The following is a 15,445-nucleotide window of genomic DNA, read 5'->3' on the forward strand; positions in this document are numbered from 1 at the left end:
CGGGGCTTGGCCGGGCGAGCGCCGGCTCTGTAGGTTCATCAGGCCGCGTAGGCGACCCAGCCCTTGAAGGTGAATCCGGCGTAGAACAGCTCGATGTCCTTGAAGCCTGCCTCCTGCAGCACCTCCACCTCCTGTTCCGGTGACAGCAGCGGCAGGCGCTCGGCGATGGCGGTGATCGCGCGCTGTGCATCCGCACGGGCAATGCCGGAAGCCTCGCCGAAGGCCGCATAGCGCCTCAACCAGCGCAGCTTCGCCTCCGGCTCCTGCGGGATGCTGTGGTGGGCCACCACCAATGGCGCACCCGGACGCAGCCGCCTGCGCAGTTCGCGCAGGGTATGCCGGCGCTGGTCGATATCGAGGAAGTGCAGGGTCAGCAGGCAGCTGGCGCCATCGAAGATCGTGGCCGGGGCATCCTCGATGTAGCCCTCCAGCAGCTCCACGTGGTTCATCCGTGTGCCGAGCGTTTCGCGGGCCAGCGCCAGCATCGGGCCGGCCGGATCGACTCCGAGCATGCGCCAGTATGGGTGGGCGTCAGCGAAGGCCTTCAGCTCGAGGCCGCCACCGGCGCCGAGCACCAGCACGTGGCCGTGCTCGGGCACGTGCTCGGCCAGCAGCAGGTGGGCCATCTGTTGCAGACCGAGGAATCCAGGTACCTGCCGCAGCGGTCCCTCGTGATAGCGGGCCGCAGCCTGGGCATCGGAGAACGAAGGCATCCGGGGGCACCTGCAGCAGGAGGGGAATTATCACTGTAGCGCGGGCGTCAAGAGGTGCCGCCCAGTCCGCGATGCGGCTGCGGCGTGGTGCGCGCGCAGGGCTTCGCCGCCTGTCATCGTGGCGTCGTCGATGCCTCACGCCGGCTATGCAGGCCAGCGTCCACGCTTGATCGTCCCCGCCCCCACGGAGACCGACCATGTGGCTGCTTGATCATCTCTGGCCTGCACGCCGGCCCGCGCCTCCGCCGCGCCCCGTTCAAGCGGAGCCCGCGCCACGCCGGCCCTGGCGCAAACGCCCCGCGCGGGCCGGCCGCAGCGGCATGGCGCCCTGGCAGAAGGTCACCGCGCCGACACGCCGTACCCGGCACTAGGCCGGGCGGTCGGCCGGATGGTTCACGCCATCGCTGACCGGAATCACGCCCAGCGCGAAGGGATCGATGCCCTCCAGGCAGGCGACGTTGTAGCCGTACTGGTCGGGGTTCGAACGCCGACGGTGGTGGGTGTAGATGCCGCACACATCGCAGAAGTAGTGCTCGGCCACATGCGTGTTGAACTGGTACAGCCGCAGATGGTCCCGCCCTCGTACCACCTGCAGCCCTGCGAGGGCGACGCTGGCGGCGATGGCGCCGCGGCGGCGGCACATCGAACAGTCGCAGCGGCGCGGGTCGACGATGCCGTCCGGCAGGTCCAGCAGCAGTTCGACCGTACCGCAATGACAGCGGGCGCTGTGCTGGGGTTGGACCGCAACACCGGCCACGGAGGTAATGCCCATCGATGCTCCTGGAAGAGGGAACGGTATGTGGAAAACCGCGTTGCAGACGGTGCACCCAGCAGCCTGAACGGGCCGTAGATGCCAGGGCGAACCCGCTTGTGGCTAACTATGCGCCCCCGGGACCACGACAGGACGCCAGTGAAAGCCGCAGGACGTTGGATGACAGGAAGTGTGATGGTACTGCTGGCACTGTGGGTGGCTGGCCTGCTGCTCTATCAGCTGCCGGGGCCGGGCTGGCTGGCGTCGGCCGTGGCGGTACTGTGGTTGCTGTCCGCCCTGTGGGCGTCCTGGCGGGTTGCCCGTGGCCATGGCACGCGACGGCTCGGCATGGCCTTCGGCGTGGCGCTGGCCTTGGCGCTGGGGTGGTGGATGCTGCTGACCCCGCGCCAGGATCGCGTCTGGGCCGATGACGTAGCGCAACGCCTGCACGTGGTCTCCTTCGATGGGCGGCATGTGGTGCTGGACAACGTGCGCGATTTCACCTGGCGCAGCGAAACCGACTATGACGCGCGCTGGGTGCGCCGCACGTACGACCTGGACCAGCTGCGTTCGGCCGACCTGGTGCTTTCGTACTGGATGGGGCCGGCGATCGCCCACACGCTGATCTCGTTCGGCTTCGACGATGGCCGCCATGTCGTGTTCTCGCTGGAAATCCGCAAGGAACGCGGGGAATCGTTCTCGGCACTGGGGGGATTCTTCCGCAAGTTCGAGATGACCCTGGTGGCCTCCGAAGAGACCGACATCATCCGCACGCGTACCAACGCGCGTGGCGAGGATGTCTATCTGTACCGCCTGCATGGCATGGACCGCGCACAGTTGAAGGAACTGTTCGCTGCCTACATCGCGCAGGCACGCGAGCTGGATGCAAAGCCCGGCTTCTACAACACGCTGACCAGCAACTGCACCACCATCGTCTTCGATCTGGCCAGGCATATCGCGCCGCGGTTGCCGCTGGACTACCGCCTGCTGCTGTCCGGCTATCTGGCCGAGTACGCGCAGGAGGTCGGGGCATTGACGCCGGGGGTGCCGTACGCAGTGCTGCATGCCAAGGGCCGGATCACCCAGCGCGCGCTGGACCTGGGTGACGGCGGCAACTTTTCCACCGTGATCCGCCAGGGCGTGCCCGGCACCGAGCAGGACCCGCAGTGATGCTCATGTCCATACTTTCCCGCTGGCAGCGCGTGCTGCCGGCGTCGCTGGCGATCTTCATGCTGCTGGCCGGCAGCGGCTGCGCGATGGTCACCGTCAAGCAGGTGAAATCCAGTGACTCGCTGGTCAACAAGCGTGCCGATGTGCTCAACACCGGCAAGCTCAGCCCCGCGGCCCGGGAAACGCTGAGTGCAGCCGGGCTGGATGAGTCGCAGTGCGAGAAGGACTTCGTGGTCTGTCGCAGCACGCTGTTGATGACCGACGATCTCAACGTCGAACAGCGGCTGTCCGCGTTGTCGGAGCTGTGGGTGAAGGCAGCGCTGGCGCTGACCCCGAAGAAGACGGCGGCGGGCGATCCACCGATGAGCGATGCGGCACTGGACGCATGGCTGGAAGCGGCGCGCTATGCCTACGCCTACCTGTTCTACAGCGGCCGTTCGCCGTCCGATCGGGCGTTCGAGGACCGGCAGACGCAGGTGCGCGACTACTACAACTATGCAGCCGAGAAGGCCGCGGTGGTTCTGTTCGTGCGGGCGCGCGCCGCCGCGCTCGCCGGCGAGGACTATACGAAGCCGATCACGGTCGGCAGCTGGTCGCTGGCCTCCAACTACCAGCAGCTGGCCCTGAAGAGCATTCCGGCGCAGCTGGTACCCGCTGGCACGGTCAGCTTCGTCGGCCTGCGCAGTACCTATCGACGCGACGGTTTCGGTGCGGAGCTGGTGATGGTGATGGACCCGCCGAAGCTGGTTGCTCCGGCGGTCTCCGCAGATGGCCCGAAGGCGGACGGCGGGCAGGACGACGACAGCGATGCGCGTCGTGGTCGCCGCCATCGCCATGATGATGTGGTGCCGGAGTTCAGCGAGATGTCCTCGATCAACGTCACCGCGCTGCTGCGCTTCGAGGGCAGCACGCTGGAGGACGTGATGCGTACCCGCCGGGTCGAGCTGGACGCCTATTCGCCCGAAGCGACCGAGCGCATCACCCTGCACGGCGAGCAGGTGCCGCTGGCCGGCAACTTCACTGCCGCCTACGGCCTGTGGCTGGCGCAGAGTGGCTTCGCCCGGCAATCGCTGCGCACGCTGTTCGGCATGAGCGAGGGTATCGGTGAGCCGCACATCTACCTGATGCAGCCGTGGGATCCGAACCGCCGCATCATCTTCATGCTGCATGGCCTGGCCAGCAGCCCGGAAGCGTGGGTGAACCTGGCCAACGAGATCATGGGCGATCCCGAGCTGCGCCAGCAGTTCCAGGTGTGGCAGGTGTATTACCCGACCAACGCGCCGATCGCGCTGAACCGCTATGAGATCGCTACTGCATTCAACGACACGCTGAAGCATTTCGACCCGGATGGCAGTACGCGCGCATCGAAGGACATGGTCTACATCGGTCACAGCATGGGCGGCGTGCTGGCCCGCCTGCTGGTGAGCGACTCGGGCGATGTGCTGTGGAACGACCTGCTGGCCAACTATGACCTGAAGGGTGAACGACTGAAGCGGGTGCAGAACAAGCTGGGCCCGCTGCTGCACTTCAAGGCGCAGCCGAATGTGGAACGGGCGATCTTCATCGCCGCCCCGCATCAGGGCACCGACATCGCCGGCAACAGGGTTGGCCGCCTGATCGGCCGCCTGGTGCGCCTGCCGCTGACCATCCTGGGCAAATTCGAGGATGTGTTCCTGGCGCTGGCGCAGGCCGAGCAGCAGGTTGACGGCACCGCCAAGCCGAAGATTCCCAACAGCATCGACAACCTCAAGGCCAGCGATCCGTTCGTGAAGGCGGCCGCACAGCTGCCGATCGAAGCGGGCCTGAAGTACCACTCGATCATCGCCCAGCGCAAACCGGAACTGCCGTTGGAGAAATCCGACGATGGGCTGGTGCCGTATTGGAGCGCGCACCTGCCGGGGGCGCTGTCGGAGAAGGTCATCATCTCCGGACACAGCGTGCAGGAATCGCCGCAGGCCGTGCTGGAGGTGCGCCGCATCCTGCACCGGGACATCGATGACGTGGACGCGGCGGCCACGCCATGACTGCACTGATCGCCGGGCCACGCCCGGCCGAATCAACCGGTGGCGTTACACCCGGCGTGCAATCAGCGTGGACAGCAGAGCCAGGCCCAGGGTGATCGCCAGGCACAGCACGTAGCCGATGTGCGGCCTGTCGTCCACGAACAGGGCAAACAGCGCGCCGGAGACGGCCAGTGCGGTGGTGACCGCCAGCGCCTCGCTCAACTGCAGCGCCGAGGTGTTGGCTCCCTGTTCGTGCGGTGCCGAAAGGGACAGGGTCAGTACCGAAAGACTGGCGTAGATCATGCCCATGCCGAAGCCGGTCAGCGTCCAGCCGATCAGAGCCACCGGCAGCGGTACCGTGCGGAACAGCACCGCCAGCGTGGCCGCGATACCGATCGCCATCAGCGGCGTTCCCGCGCGCAGCAGCTGCTGGCGTGACCAGCCATTGCGCTGGTGGCCCTGCAGCCACGACCCGGCGAACCAGCCCAATGCCCCCAGGCTCAACACCGCGCCGGCCCCGCTGGGTGACAGCCCGCGCTCGCGCTGCAGCAGCAGTGGCAGGTAGGCCTCGCAGGCGAAGAATGCCGCAGCGGCGATGCCGCGCAGGGCGATCACACTGGGCAGGCCGCGATGCAGGCGCAAGGTGCCGGCAGGCAGCAGCCGCTGCACGCAGAACAGCAGCGCAAGCATCGCCACAGCGATGCACAGCACTGCCGCCATCCCTTGCTGCTGCCCGCCGAGATACAGCAGCAGCGCTGCCAGCGACGCGCCGCTGGCCCAGCGCACCACCCGGCTGCGATTGCCGCTGTCGCCCGCAGGCGAGGGCTGCAGGCGTGACAGTGCAGGTCGCAGCAGCAATGCAGCGGGTAGCGCCAGCAGCGGCACGGCCAGGAACACCCACCGCCAGCCCAGGTGCTGCACGATGAGCCCGCTCGCAGCCGGGCCGATCATCGACGGCACCACCCAGCCAGCGGAGAATGCTGCGAACACCTTCGGCCGCAGCGATTCGGGGTAGGTACGGCCGACCATCACATACAGCGAGACCGAGATCGCGCCCGCGCCCAGGCCCTGCAGCAGCCGCCCGGCCACCAGTATCCCCATGTGCGTGGCCAGGCCGGCCAGCAGCAGGCCCAGTACGAAGCACGCCAGGCCCCACCACAGCGGCCGCGCGGGCCCGTGCCGGTCGGCCCAGAGGCCAGCGAGTGTCATGCCGATGACGCTGGTGGCGAGGGTTCCGCCGAAGGCCAGCGCGTACAGGCGAAGCCCGTCAAGCGCGGCGGCGACGGTGGGCATGGCTGCGGCCACCGCCAGCGCTTCGAAGGCGTGCAGCGAAACCAGGGCGACCATGCCGAGGGTGGTCGCACGATAGCGCGCGGAGAGGATGGAGGTTTCGGCAGGAGGGGCGGCGTCGGCAGCAGGTGGAGTCGGGGTCATGCGGAAAGTCTGGGAGGCCGCGCTTGTCATCCGGCGGCGAAGACCGCAGCATGACACCTGAACTATAGTTGAGGTCAAGCAATGGTGTCGCAGGAACTGAGTGTGGGTGAGGTTTCGCAGCGCAGCGGCGTGGCCGTATCCGCACTGCACTTCTATGAGCGCAAGGGCCTGATCAGCAGCCTGCGTACCTCGGGCAACCAGCGCCGCTTCAGCCGCGACGTGCTGCGCCGGCTGGCGGTGATACGCGTTGCACAGCGCGTGGGCATGCCGCTGGAGGCGGTGGCGCGCGCTTTCGAAAGCCTGCCGCAGGGCAGGGCACCGACCAAGGCCGACTGGGCCACGCTGTCCGCACGCTGGCGGACCGAGCTGGATGAGCGCATCCACATGCTGCAGCTGCTGCGTGACGAACTGACCGGGTGCATCGGTTGCGGCTGCCTGTCACTGAAGCGCTGCCGGCTGGCCAACCCCGAAGATGTCCTCGGGGAACGTGGTGACGGTCCGATGCGCTGGGGCTGAGGCCCCGGCACATCGGAGGGCACGCCAGGCTGGATCATGCATCACCAGACGGTGATCGTTTCACCGCTCAGGATGCCTTCCACCGCGCGCTGGTACGCCAGTGCCGCGCGCTGGGCGGTGACCGCTTCAAAGCCGGGGAAGTAGGGCGCGTAGGCATCCATTGATTCGACCAGCACATTCGGGCTGACGACATTGATGCGCAGCCCGCGGGGCAGCAGCTCCAGGGCCGCTGCGCGCACGAATCCTTCCAGCGCGGCGTTCACCGAGGTTGCATTGACGCCGTCGCGGATCGGCTGGGCACTGACGATGCCGCTGGTCAGGGTGATCGAGCCACCGGCGGTGAGGTGATGCTGGGCGGCCAGTGCCAGCCGTACCTGACCGAGCAGCTTGTCCTGCAGGCCGACGTTGAACCGTTCGGGCGTCATGTCACGCAGGGGACCAAAATGCAGTTTGCCTGTTGTGGAAATCACCGCATCGACCGCGCCGGTGCGGGTAAACAGTTCGTTGACGCTGGCATCGTCGGTCAGATCGACGCGCAGCGTGCCGCTGCTGCGCCCTGCGTCCAGGATCTGGTGCTGCTGGCCGAGCTGGCGCGCGACGGCCTGGCCGAGCGTGCCGGTGGCGCCCACGAGAAGAATCTTCATGACGGTTCCTTGCTTGGGGGAGATGAAGCGCAGTCTGCGCCGTGACGACGCGGTTTGGTAAGCCGCGTATGATTTGCTGATTACTAATCAGGACTTAGCAATGGACATGCTGCGCTGCATGCAGGCCTTCGTCGCCGTGGCCGAGCGCGGGAGTTTCGCCGCTGCCGCCGAGCACCTGCAGGTGTCTGCGGTGATGGTGGGCAAGTACATCCAGCAGCTGGAAAGCCACCTCGGCACCGCGCTGTTGCAGCGGAACACGCGGCGGCAGCGCCTGACCGAAGCGGGTAGCGCCTATCTGGCCGGTTGCCGGCAGGTGCTGGAACAGGTGCAGCAGGCCGAGGCGGACGTGGCCGGCCTGCAGCTGCAGCCGCGCGGTGTGTTGCGGGTCAGTGCTCCCACCACCTGGGGCAGCTGCGTGCTGGCGCCCCGGTTGGCCGAACTGCTGCGTGCACAGCCGCTGCTGAACATCGAACTGGATCTGAGCAATCGGCGGGTGGACCTGATCGAAGACGGCTTCGACGCGGCGATCCGGGTCGGTCCGCTGCCCTCGGCGGACATCGTGGCGCGTCCGCTGCCTCCCTATGCGATGAGCCTGTGCGCAGCGCCGTCGTACCTTCGCCGTCGAGGCACGCCGCGGACGCCCGCGGATCTGCAGGGGCACGATTGTCTGAGCCACCTGGCGTGGCGTGGCGGGCACGGTTGGCAGCTGGCCAGTGGCGAGCATGTGGACTGGGAGGCGCGGCTCACCAGCAATGACGGCTTCGCGCTGCGCGAGGCCGCCGTGGCGGGGGCCGGGCTGATTCTGCAACCGACGGCGCTGCTGGCCACGGAGATCGCTGCAGGCCGGCTGAAACCGCTGCTGCGCGACCATCTGCCGGCGCCGCGGCCGATGCATCTGATCTATCTGCCGGACCGTCGCCCGCGCCCGCGCCTGCAGTGCTTCGTCGACTTCGTCATGACCACGTTGGGGCAATGAGCATCGGGGGAGATGGGGTCAGATCCCTTTGCCCCGGCAGAGGGATCTGACCCCAAGGAATCAGTCGTTTGCCGCTGACAGTGCCTGGCCGCGCACCTGTGCGGCGCGCAGCGCGGCATCCACCAGTGCCTCGAAGCCGCCGGCCTGGAAGCTTTCGATCGCAGCCTGGGTGGTGCCGTTGGGCGAGGTCACGCGGCGGCGCAGCTCGGCGGGACTTTCGCCCGCTTCATCGAGCATGCGTGAGGCGCCCAGCAGCGTCTGCACCACCAGCGTGCGTGCGGCGTCGGCGGGCAGACCCTGGGCGATGCCTGCCGCTTCCATCGCTTCGGCGAGCAGGAACACATAGGCCGGACCGCTGCCGGAGACAGCGGTGACCGAATCCATCAACGGCTCGCTGTCGATCCATACCGTGCGTCCAGCACTGGCCAGCAGGTGCTCGGCCTGGGCCCGCTGCGGTGCATCCACTGCCGGTGTTGCGTACAGGCCGGTGACGCCGGCACCGAGCAGCGCGGGCGTGTTGGGCATCGCGCGCACCACCGGCAACGTGCCGCCCAGCCAGCGCTGCAGCTGCGTGCTGGTGATGCCGGCGGCGATCGAGACCACCAGCGGTCGGTTGTCCTGCGCCAGCGGCTGCAGCGACTGGCAGACGTCGCGCAGTACCTGTGGCTTGACCGCCAGCAGCCAGGTCTGGCCCTGCGCGGCGGCCGCGCTGGCGCTGTCGTGGGTATGCACGCGGAAGTCGCTGGCAAGCGCATCGCGCACGGCGGCGACCGGCTCGGCCACGTGGATGCGCGTGGCAGGCACGCCCTGGCGGATCAGGCCGGCGATCAGGCTGCGCGCCATGTTGCCGCCGCCGATGAAGGTGATGGAATCTGCTGCCATGGAAGTCTCCTCGGAATGTCAGGCCGGCCGCGGACGGGCGCCGAACAGGGCGGTGCCGATGCGCACCAGGGTGGCGCCTTCGGCGATGGCCTCGGTGTAGTCGCTGCTCATGCCCATCGAAAGGGTATCGACCTGCGGGAAGCGGTCGGCCAGTGTCTGGAAAAGTGTGCGCATGCGCACGAATGCGTCGCGGCGGCGTTCCGCCTCCGGCCACGGCGCCGGGATCGCCATCAGACCCCGCAACCGCAGGCCAGGCTCGGCGGCGACGGCCTCGGCCAGGGCCTGGACGTCCTCTGGCGCGCAGCCGTGCTTGCTCGATTCATCATCGATGTTGACCTGGATCAGCACGTTCAGCGCTCCGCGCGCCGCCGGTCGATGGCGGGCCAGTGCGGTCACCAGCTTGGGACGGTCCACGCTCTGCACCCAGTCGAAATGCGTGGCCACCGCTTCGGCCTTGTTGGACTGCAGATGGCCGATCAGGTGCCACTCCAGGTCCAGGTGCTGCAGCGCCTGCATCTTGGCCAGCGCTTCCTGCACGTAGTTTTCGCCGAAGGCGCGCTGGCCCTGTGCAGCAAGGGCGGCCACGGCCTCGGCGGGTTGGGTCTTGGAGACCGCCAGCAGGCGCGGCGGCGCACGTCCTGCGGCCTCGGCCGCAGCGTGCAGGGTACTCAGGATCTGGGGCAGGGCAGTGGCCACGTAACGCGTTCCAATCGATCAGGAGGCTATACTGCCGCCCGGGGAAAGATCCTTCCAGTCGAAGCCGTTATTGGGGAGTAGCCGCTCATGGATATCGCCGAGCTGTTGGCGTTTTCCGTAAAGAACAAAGCGTCCGACCTGCACCTGTCCGCAGGCCTGCCGCCGATGATCCGCGTGGACGGCGACGTTCGCCGCATCAACATCCCGGCACTGGACCACAAGCAGGTCCATGCGCTGGTGTACGACATCATGTCCGACAAGCAGCGCCGCGACTACGAGGAATTCCTCGAAGTGGACTTCTCGTTCGAGATCCCGTCGCTGGCACGTTTCCGCGTGAATGCGTTCAACCAGAACCGGGGTGCGGGCGCGGTGTTCCGTACCATTCCGTCGGAGGTTCTGACGCTGGAGGATCTGGCCTGCCCGCCGATCTTCCGCGAACTGATCCAGCAGCCGCAGGGCCTGATCCTGGTGACCGGCCCGACCGGTTCGGGCAAGTCGACCACGCTGGCCGCGATGATCGACTACATCAACAAGAGCGAATACGGCCACATCCTCACTGTCGAGGATCCGATCGAGTTCGTGCACACCTCGCAGAAGTGCCTGATCAACCAGCGCGAAGTACACCGCGATACGCATGGCTTCAACGAGGCACTGCGCTCGGCACTGCGAGAAGACCCGGACATCATCCTGGTCGGCGAACTGCGCGACCTGGAAACCATCCGCCTGGCACTGACCGCCGCGGAGACCGGCCACCTGGTGTTCGGCACCCTGCACACCAGTTCGGCGGCCAAGACCATCGACCGCATCATCGACGTGTTCCCGGCCGGCGAGAAGCCGATGGTGCGCTCGATGCTGTCCGAGTCGCTGCGCGCGGTGATCTCGCAGGCACTGTTGAAGAAGGTGGGCGGCGGCCGTACCGCAGCGTGGGAGATCATGGTGGGCACGCCGGCCATCCGCAATCTGATCCGCGAAGACAAGGTGGCGCAGATGTACTCGGCGATCCAGACCGGTCAGCAGCAGGGCATGATGACGCTCGACCAGCACCTGCAGGACCTGGTCAACCGACGCGTTATCACCGCCAACCAGGGCCGCTATTAGGCAAAGCACAAGCTACTTTTCGTGTCAGCCATGGCCGAAGCGGCCCCCGGCGCGCGACCGCGCCGGCGACTCCGCGATGTTCCGACCATCGACTGAAGCCTGGCACATGCCTCCTGGGAGCCTGCCGTGAACACCACCGCCACCACCATCGATTTCACCTCCTTCCTCAAGCTGATGGCGCACCAGCGCGCCTCGGACCTGTTCATCACCGCGGGCATGCCGCCGGCGATGAAGGTCAATGGCAAGATCGCGCCGATCACGCAGACACCCCTGACGCCGCAGCAGAGCCGCGACCTGGTGCTGAACGTGATGACGCCGGCACAGCGCGAAGAGTTCGAGAAGACCCACGAATGCAACTTCGCCATCGGCCTGTCCGGTGTCGGCCGTTTCCGCGTGAGCTGCTTCTATCAGCGCAACCAGGTGGGCATGGTGCTGCGTCGCATCGAGACGCGCATCCCGACCGTGGAAGAACTGAGCCTGCCGCCGATCATCAAGACGCTGGCGATGACCAAGCGCGGCATCATCCTGTTCGTCGGTGCGACCGGCACCGGCAAGTCGACGTCGCTGGCAGCGATGATCGGTTATCGCAACCAGAATTCCACCGGCCACATCATCACCATCGAGGATCCGATCGAGTTCGTGCACAAGCACGAGGGCTGCATCATCACCCAGCGCGAAGTGGGCATCGATACCGACAGCTGGGAGGCCGCGCTGAAGAACACGCTGCGCCAGGCGCCGGACGTGATCATGATTGGTGAGGTGCGTACCCGCGAAGGCATGGACCACGCCATCGCCTTCGCCGAGACCGGCCACCTGGTGCTGGCGACGCTGCATGCCAACAACGCCAACCAGGCGATGGACCGCATCATCAACTTCTTCCCGGAAGACCGTCGCAACCAGCTGCTGATGGACCTGTCGCTGAACCTCAAGGGCGTAGTCGCCCAGCAGCTGGTGCCGTCCCCCGATGGCCGCTCGCGCAAGGTTGCGATGGAGATCCTGCTGGGCACGCCGCTGGTGCAGGACTACATCCGCGACGGCGAGATCCACAAGCTGAAGGAAGTGATGAAGGAATCGGTCCAGTTGGGCATGAAGACCTTCGACCAGAGCCTGTTCGAGTTGTACCAGGCCGGTGAGATCAGCTACGAGGATGCGCTGCGGTATGCCGATTCGCAGAACGAAGTGCGGCTGCGCATCAAGCTGAGCCAGGGCGGTGACGCGCGCACCCTGTCGCAGGGCCTGGACGGCGTGGAAATCTCCGAGATCCGCTGAAGCAGCAGAGGACGGCAGCCGGGCGTCGCCCGGCGCCGCGGAAGATCACCGGGACGGCCGGATTCATGAAATCCAGTCATGACCGACTGCGGCGCAGCCGGTTCAATCCGATGAGGCCGCAGGCGTATCGTCAGCGCTCCCCCTCTGGAGCATGACAATGCAGACACGTGAACTCGGCCGCAGCGGCCTGAAGGTTTCCGCCCTCGGCCTGGGCTGCATGGGCCTGAGCCACAGCTACGGCAAGCCCGTGGAACTGGAGCAGGGCGTCGCGCTGCTGCACGCAGCCGTGGAGCGCGGGGTCACCTTCTTCGACACGGCCGAGGTGTACGGCCCGTACACCAACGAGGCACTGCTGGGCAGGGCGCTGGCGCCGCATCGGGACCGGCTGGTGATCGCCACCAAGTTCGGTTTCCGCAATGCCCAGGCCGATACCGGGCTGGACAGCCGCCCGGAGAACATCCGTGCCGTGGCCGAAGCCAGCCTCAAGCGCCTGCGTACCGACCACATCGATCTTTTCTACCAGCACCGTGTCGATCCCAACGTGCCGATCGAGGACGTCGCCGGTACCGTGCGCGACCTGATTGCCGAAGGCAAGGTCGGCCACTTCGGGCTCTCCGAAGCGAGTGCCGCCACCGTGCGCCGCGCACATGCCGTGCAGCCGGTGGCTGCGGTGCAGAGCGAGTACTCGCTGTGGTGGCGCGAGCCGGAGCGCGAACTGCTGCCGACCCTGCAGGAGCTGGGCATCGGCTTCGTACCATTCAGTCCGCTGGGCCGGGGCTTCCTTACCGGTACGATCAATGCAGAGACCACGTTCGAGGCCGACGACTTCCGCAACACCGTGCCGCGGTTTGAAGTCGAAGCGCGCCGGGCGAACCAGGCGCTGGTGGACCGGATCGGCGCCATTGCCGCCGCCCGCGGTGCCACCCCGGCACAGGTGGCATTGGCCTGGCTGCTGGCGCAGGCGGACTGGATCGTGCCGATTCCGGGTACCACCAAGGTGCATCGCCTGGAAGAGAACCTGGGAGCGGTGGACCTGCAGCTGTCGAGCGAAGAACGGCAGCGCATCGCGCAGGCGCTGGATGAAGTGTCGATCGTCGGCGAGCGCTACAACGCCCAGCGTGCGGCGCAGGTCAAGGGCTGATCGTGGTGGGTGCGGGCCATGGGCCCGCACTCATCGGTCCATCATCGGCCCGCGCAGGGCATCGAGCACCGTGCGCATCGCCAGGGTCACGTGGTGGCGCGAGGGGTAGTACGCGTAGTAGCCATCGAACGGCGGGCACCAGTCGTCCAGCACCGATTGCAGGCGGCCATCGTCCAGCATCGGCAGGACCTGGTCTTCCGGCAGCCAGGCCAGCCCGCTGCCGGCCAGTGCCGCGCTGCGGGTCATGCCCATCGTGTTGAAGGTCCACTGCCCGCTCACGCGCACGCTCAGTTCGTGGCCATCCTGGCCGAAGTCCCATGGCATCAGTCCGCCATGGGTGGGCAGGCGCAGGGTGATGCAGTTGTGGCTGGCCAGGTCGTGGGGGGGGGGGGGGGGGGGGGGGGGGGGGGGGGGGGGCCGGGGGCCGCCCCCGCCCCGCCCCCCCCGGGGGGGGGGGGGGGCGGGGGGGGGGGCGGGGGGGCCGGGGGGGCCCGGACCCCCCCGCGCCCCCCCCCCCCCCCCCCCCCCCCAGCGGGGGGCTGATGGGCACGGCGATCATGTCGCGTGCCAGGCGCTCGCCGAGGCGGATGCCGATGTCATAGCGCTCGGCGACGATGTCGGCCAGGCCATAGTCGGTGGTCAATTCGATCTTCAGGTCGGGGAAGCGCTGCAGCAGGGGGGCCAGCCGCGGCCACGCCAGATACTCAGCGGCGTGGCCGGTGGCGTTGATGCGGATGGTCCCGGCGGGGCGGTCGCGGTACTCGGCCAACGCGGCCAGTTCGTGCTCGATCTCGGCCAGGCGTGGTGCCAGCGTGGCGAGCAGGCGGGCGCCAGCCTCGGTGGTGGAGACGCTGCGGGTGGTCCGGGTCAGCAGGCGCACCCCGAGCCGCTCTTCGAGGCCGCGCATGGCGTGGCTGAGCGCGGACTGCGAGACACCCAGCTGGGCGGCCGCGCGGGTGAAGCTGCCCTCGCGGGCGACGTGGACAAAGGCCTGCAGGTCGTTGAGGTTTTCGCGCGGCATGCGGGAATGATACGGCGCCGCCGCTGCCCGCTGCCGCGCAGGCTGATGCTTTCCGGGGAGCCCTCAGGCAGGGCGGCGCATCCAGCTGAACGATTTCATCTGCAACTGTCATGCGGATCGTGTCTAATACCGCCTCCCCCCGCTGTCCCCCCACCCGCATGTCCCATCCTTCCCATGGCCCCGCGCCGTGCGACGACGCTGACGGCCACCTGGTCACCGCCGGTCCGTTGACTCCGCCCCCGGACAGCGCCGGTACCACCGCCGACGAGAAAGCGCTGCGCCACTCGGTGGCCGAGGACGTGCAGGGCATGGTGCTGGCGACGATGGTGGCCTCGCTGGGCCTGGCCATCTTTGCCAAGGGCGGGCTGATGATCGGCGGCATGGCCGGCATGGCCTTCCTGCTGCACTACTCCATGGGCTGGAACTTCGGGCTGGTGTTCGTGCTGGTCAATCTGCCCTTCTACTGGGTGGCGCTGCGGCGCATGGGCTGGGAGTTCACCCTGAAGACCTTTGCCGCGGTTACCGCCTGCGGCGTACTGACCGATCTGCTGCCGCGCTGGATCGATTTCTCGCACATCCATCCGCTGTACTCGGCGATCGTCGGCGGCGCGCTGTCGGGGCTGGGCATCCTGTTCTTCATCCGCCACCGTGCCAGCCTGGGCGGCATCGGCATCCTGGCGGTCTACCTGCAGCGCACCCGTGGCTGGAGCGCCGGCAAGGTGCAGATGTCCTACGATGCCTGTCTGATGATCGCCGCGTTCTTCGTGCTTTCGCCGTCCAAGGTGATGTATTCGGCGATCGGCGCGGTGGTGCTCAGCCTGGTGCTGATGTTCAACCACCGGCCCGGCCGTTACATGGGCGTGTAAGCGCGCCTTCCGCGTTCGCCGGGGGGGGGGGCCCCGCGGCCGCCCCCGGGGGGGGGGGGGGCCCCCCCCCCGCCCCGGGGGGGGGGGCGGCGGGGGGGGGGGGGTTGGGGGGGGGGGCGGGGGGGGCGCCCCCCCCCCCCCCCCCGGCGGGTGGGGGCGGCCCCCCACCCCAAGGAGAAAAAGGGGGGCGGGGTGGGGGAACGGCAGGGACGGGGGGGGCGGGCGCGGGGGGGGGGGGGGGGGGGGAGGACCGGGCGGGGGGTGA

14 protein-coding genes and 1 pseudogene are annotated in these 15,445 nt (G+C 67.9%); 8 read left to right on the forward strand and 7 right to left on the reverse strand.

Going from position 1 to position 15,445, the window contains the following annotated elements; translation table 11 throughout:
• Positions 1-38: 38 nt before the first annotated feature.
• Together ACVOME_RS15010 and ACVOME_RS15015 are read right to left on the reverse strand one after the other, a co-directional pair.
• Complete coding sequence (locus ACVOME_RS15010; RefSeq protein WP_459062718.1) at positions 39-713, reverse strand: methyltransferase domain-containing protein; 675 nt, start codon at positions 711-713, stop codon at positions 39-41.
• A 367-nt stretch (positions 714-1,080) separates the two neighbouring features.
• Positions 1,081-1,485 carry a GFA family protein gene (locus ACVOME_RS15015; protein ID WP_053519241.1) on the reverse strand — a complete coding sequence of 135 codons (405 nt, stop codon included), beginning with the start codon at positions 1,483-1,485 and terminating at the stop codon, positions 1,081-1,083.
• Between the two features lie 174 nt (positions 1,486-1,659).
• Here ACVOME_RS15015 and ACVOME_RS15020 point away from each other — a divergent pair, with 174 nt between their 5' ends.
• Entirely contained in the window at positions 1,660-2,634 is a 975-nt protein-coding gene (locus ACVOME_RS15020) for an Lnb N-terminal periplasmic domain-containing protein (RefSeq protein WP_180875390.1), read from the forward strand.
• Positions 2,634-4,658: an esterase/lipase family protein gene (locus ACVOME_RS15025; RefSeq protein WP_481505241.1), complete on the forward strand. Its 2,025-nt coding sequence runs from the start codon at positions 2,634-2,636 to the stop codon at positions 4,656-4,658. The genes ACVOME_RS15020 and ACVOME_RS15025 overlap by 1 nt, the downstream gene beginning before the upstream one ends.
• A gap of 45 nt (positions 4,659-4,703) precedes the next feature.
• Here ACVOME_RS15025 and ACVOME_RS15030 read toward each other — a convergent pair whose 3' ends face one another.
• Positions 4,704-6,071 (reverse strand): MFS transporter, encoded by a 1,368-nt coding sequence (locus tag ACVOME_RS15030; protein WP_461290019.1) that lies wholly within the window; start codon positions 6,069-6,071, stop codon positions 4,704-4,706.
• An 81-nt stretch (positions 6,072-6,152) separates the two neighbouring features.
• Between ACVOME_RS15030 and soxR the strand changes: the two genes are divergently transcribed.
• Complete coding sequence (gene soxR, locus ACVOME_RS15035; RefSeq protein WP_053519250.1) at positions 6,153-6,587, forward strand: redox-sensitive transcriptional activator SoxR; 435 nt, start codon at positions 6,153-6,155, stop codon at positions 6,585-6,587.
• A 41-nt stretch (positions 6,588-6,628) separates the two neighbouring features.
• Here the strand turns inward: soxR and ACVOME_RS15040 are convergent, their stop codons facing one another.
• A complete protein-coding gene (locus ACVOME_RS15040) occupies positions 6,629-7,231 on the reverse strand; it encodes a short chain dehydrogenase (RefSeq protein WP_180875364.1) in 603 nt (200 codons plus the stop codon).
• A gap of 100 nt (positions 7,232-7,331) precedes the next feature.
• Between ACVOME_RS15040 and ACVOME_RS15045 the strand changes: the two genes are divergently transcribed.
• A complete protein-coding gene (locus ACVOME_RS15045) occupies positions 7,332-8,207 on the forward strand; it encodes a LysR family transcriptional regulator (RefSeq protein WP_111187135.1) in 876 nt (291 codons plus the stop codon).
• Positions 8,208-8,267: 60 nt separating this feature from the next.
• Here the strand turns inward: ACVOME_RS15045 and proC are convergent, their stop codons facing one another.
• Together proC and ACVOME_RS15055 are read right to left on the reverse strand one after the other, a co-directional pair.
• Positions 8,268-9,089, reverse strand: a complete 822-nt coding sequence (proC, locus tag ACVOME_RS15050) for a pyrroline-5-carboxylate reductase (protein WP_481505242.1) — start codon at positions 9,087-9,089, stop codon at positions 8,268-8,270.
• Between the two features lie 18 nt (positions 9,090-9,107).
• The gene (locus ACVOME_RS15055) at positions 9,108-9,785 is read right to left on the reverse strand and encodes a YggS family pyridoxal phosphate-dependent enzyme (protein ID WP_481505243.1); all 678 of its coding nucleotides are present in this window, start codon (positions 9,783-9,785) and stop codon (positions 9,108-9,110) included.
• A gap of 87 nt (positions 9,786-9,872) precedes the next feature.
• On the opposite strand from ACVOME_RS15055, the gene ACVOME_RS15060 reads away from it, so the two are divergent.
• The 3 genes from ACVOME_RS15060 (at position 9,873) to ACVOME_RS15070 (ending at position 13,293) form a co-directional block, all read left to right on the forward strand.
• A complete protein-coding gene (locus ACVOME_RS15060) occupies positions 9,873-10,883 on the forward strand; it encodes a type IV pilus twitching motility protein PilT (RefSeq protein ID WP_481505244.1) in 1,011 nt (336 codons plus the stop codon).
• Positions 10,884-11,009: 126 nt separating this feature from the next.
• Entirely contained in the window at positions 11,010-12,152 is a 1,143-nt protein-coding gene (locus tag ACVOME_RS15065; protein ID WP_074900446.1) for a PilT/PilU family type 4a pilus ATPase, read from the forward strand.
• A gap of 157 nt (positions 12,153-12,309) precedes the next feature.
• Positions 12,310-13,293, forward strand: coding sequence for an aldo/keto reductase (locus ACVOME_RS15070; protein WP_065175975.1), 984 nt, complete (start codon positions 12,310-12,312; stop codon positions 13,291-13,293).
• A 30-nt stretch (positions 13,294-13,323) separates the two neighbouring features.
• Here ACVOME_RS15070 and ACVOME_RS15075 read toward each other — a convergent pair.
• Positions 13,324-14,314 (reverse strand): annotated as a pseudogene (locus ACVOME_RS15075) (LysR family transcriptional regulator).
• Positions 14,315-14,472: 158 nt separating this feature from the next.
• Between ACVOME_RS15075 and ACVOME_RS15080 the strand changes: the two are divergent.
• Positions 14,473-15,180, forward strand: a complete 708-nt coding sequence (locus ACVOME_RS15080) for a YitT family protein (RefSeq protein WP_053519265.1) — start codon at positions 14,473-14,475, stop codon at positions 15,178-15,180.
• The last annotated feature ends 265 nt before the right edge of the window (positions 15,181-15,445 follow it).

Source organism: Stenotrophomonas sp. STEN008 (assembly GCF_056760435.1).

Excerpts from the sequence above, each read along its gene's own strand:
- ACVOME_RS15010 (WP_459062718.1), bottom strand. The coding sequence starts at position 713 with ATGCCTTCGTTCTCCGATGCCCAGGCTGCGGCCCGCTATCACGAGGGA.
- ACVOME_RS15015 (WP_053519241.1), bottom strand. The coding sequence starts at position 1,485 with ATGGGCATTACCTCCGTGGCCGGTGTTGCGGTCCAACCCCAGCACAGC.
- ACVOME_RS15020 (WP_180875390.1), top strand. The coding sequence starts at position 1,660 with ATGGTACTGCTGGCACTGTGGGTGGCTGGCCTGCTGCTCTATCAGCTG.
- ACVOME_RS15025 (WP_481505241.1), top strand. The coding sequence starts at position 2,634 with ATGCTCATGTCCATACTTTCCCGCTGGCAGCGCGTGCTGCCGGCGTCG.
- ACVOME_RS15030 (WP_461290019.1), bottom strand. The coding sequence starts at position 6,071 with ATGACCCCGACTCCACCTGCTGCCGACGCCGCCCCTCCTGCCGAAACC.
- soxR (WP_053519250.1), top strand. The coding sequence starts at position 6,153 with ATGGTGTCGCAGGAACTGAGTGTGGGTGAGGTTTCGCAGCGCAGCGGC.
- ACVOME_RS15040 (WP_180875364.1), bottom strand. The coding sequence starts at position 7,231 with ATGAAGATTCTTCTCGTGGGCGCCACCGGCACGCTCGGCCAGGCCGTC.
- ACVOME_RS15045 (WP_111187135.1), top strand. The coding sequence starts at position 7,332 with ATGGACATGCTGCGCTGCATGCAGGCCTTCGTCGCCGTGGCCGAGCGC.
- proC (WP_481505242.1), bottom strand. The coding sequence starts at position 9,089 with ATGGCAGCAGATTCCATCACCTTCATCGGCGGCGGCAACATGGCGCGC.
- ACVOME_RS15060 (WP_481505244.1), top strand. The coding sequence starts at position 9,873 with ATGGATATCGCCGAGCTGTTGGCGTTTTCCGTAAAGAACAAAGCGTCC.
- ACVOME_RS15070 (WP_065175975.1), top strand. The coding sequence starts at position 12,310 with ATGCAGACACGTGAACTCGGCCGCAGCGGCCTGAAGGTTTCCGCCCTC.
- ACVOME_RS15080 (WP_053519265.1), top strand. The coding sequence starts at position 14,473 with ATGTCCCATCCTTCCCATGGCCCCGCGCCGTGCGACGACGCTGACGGC.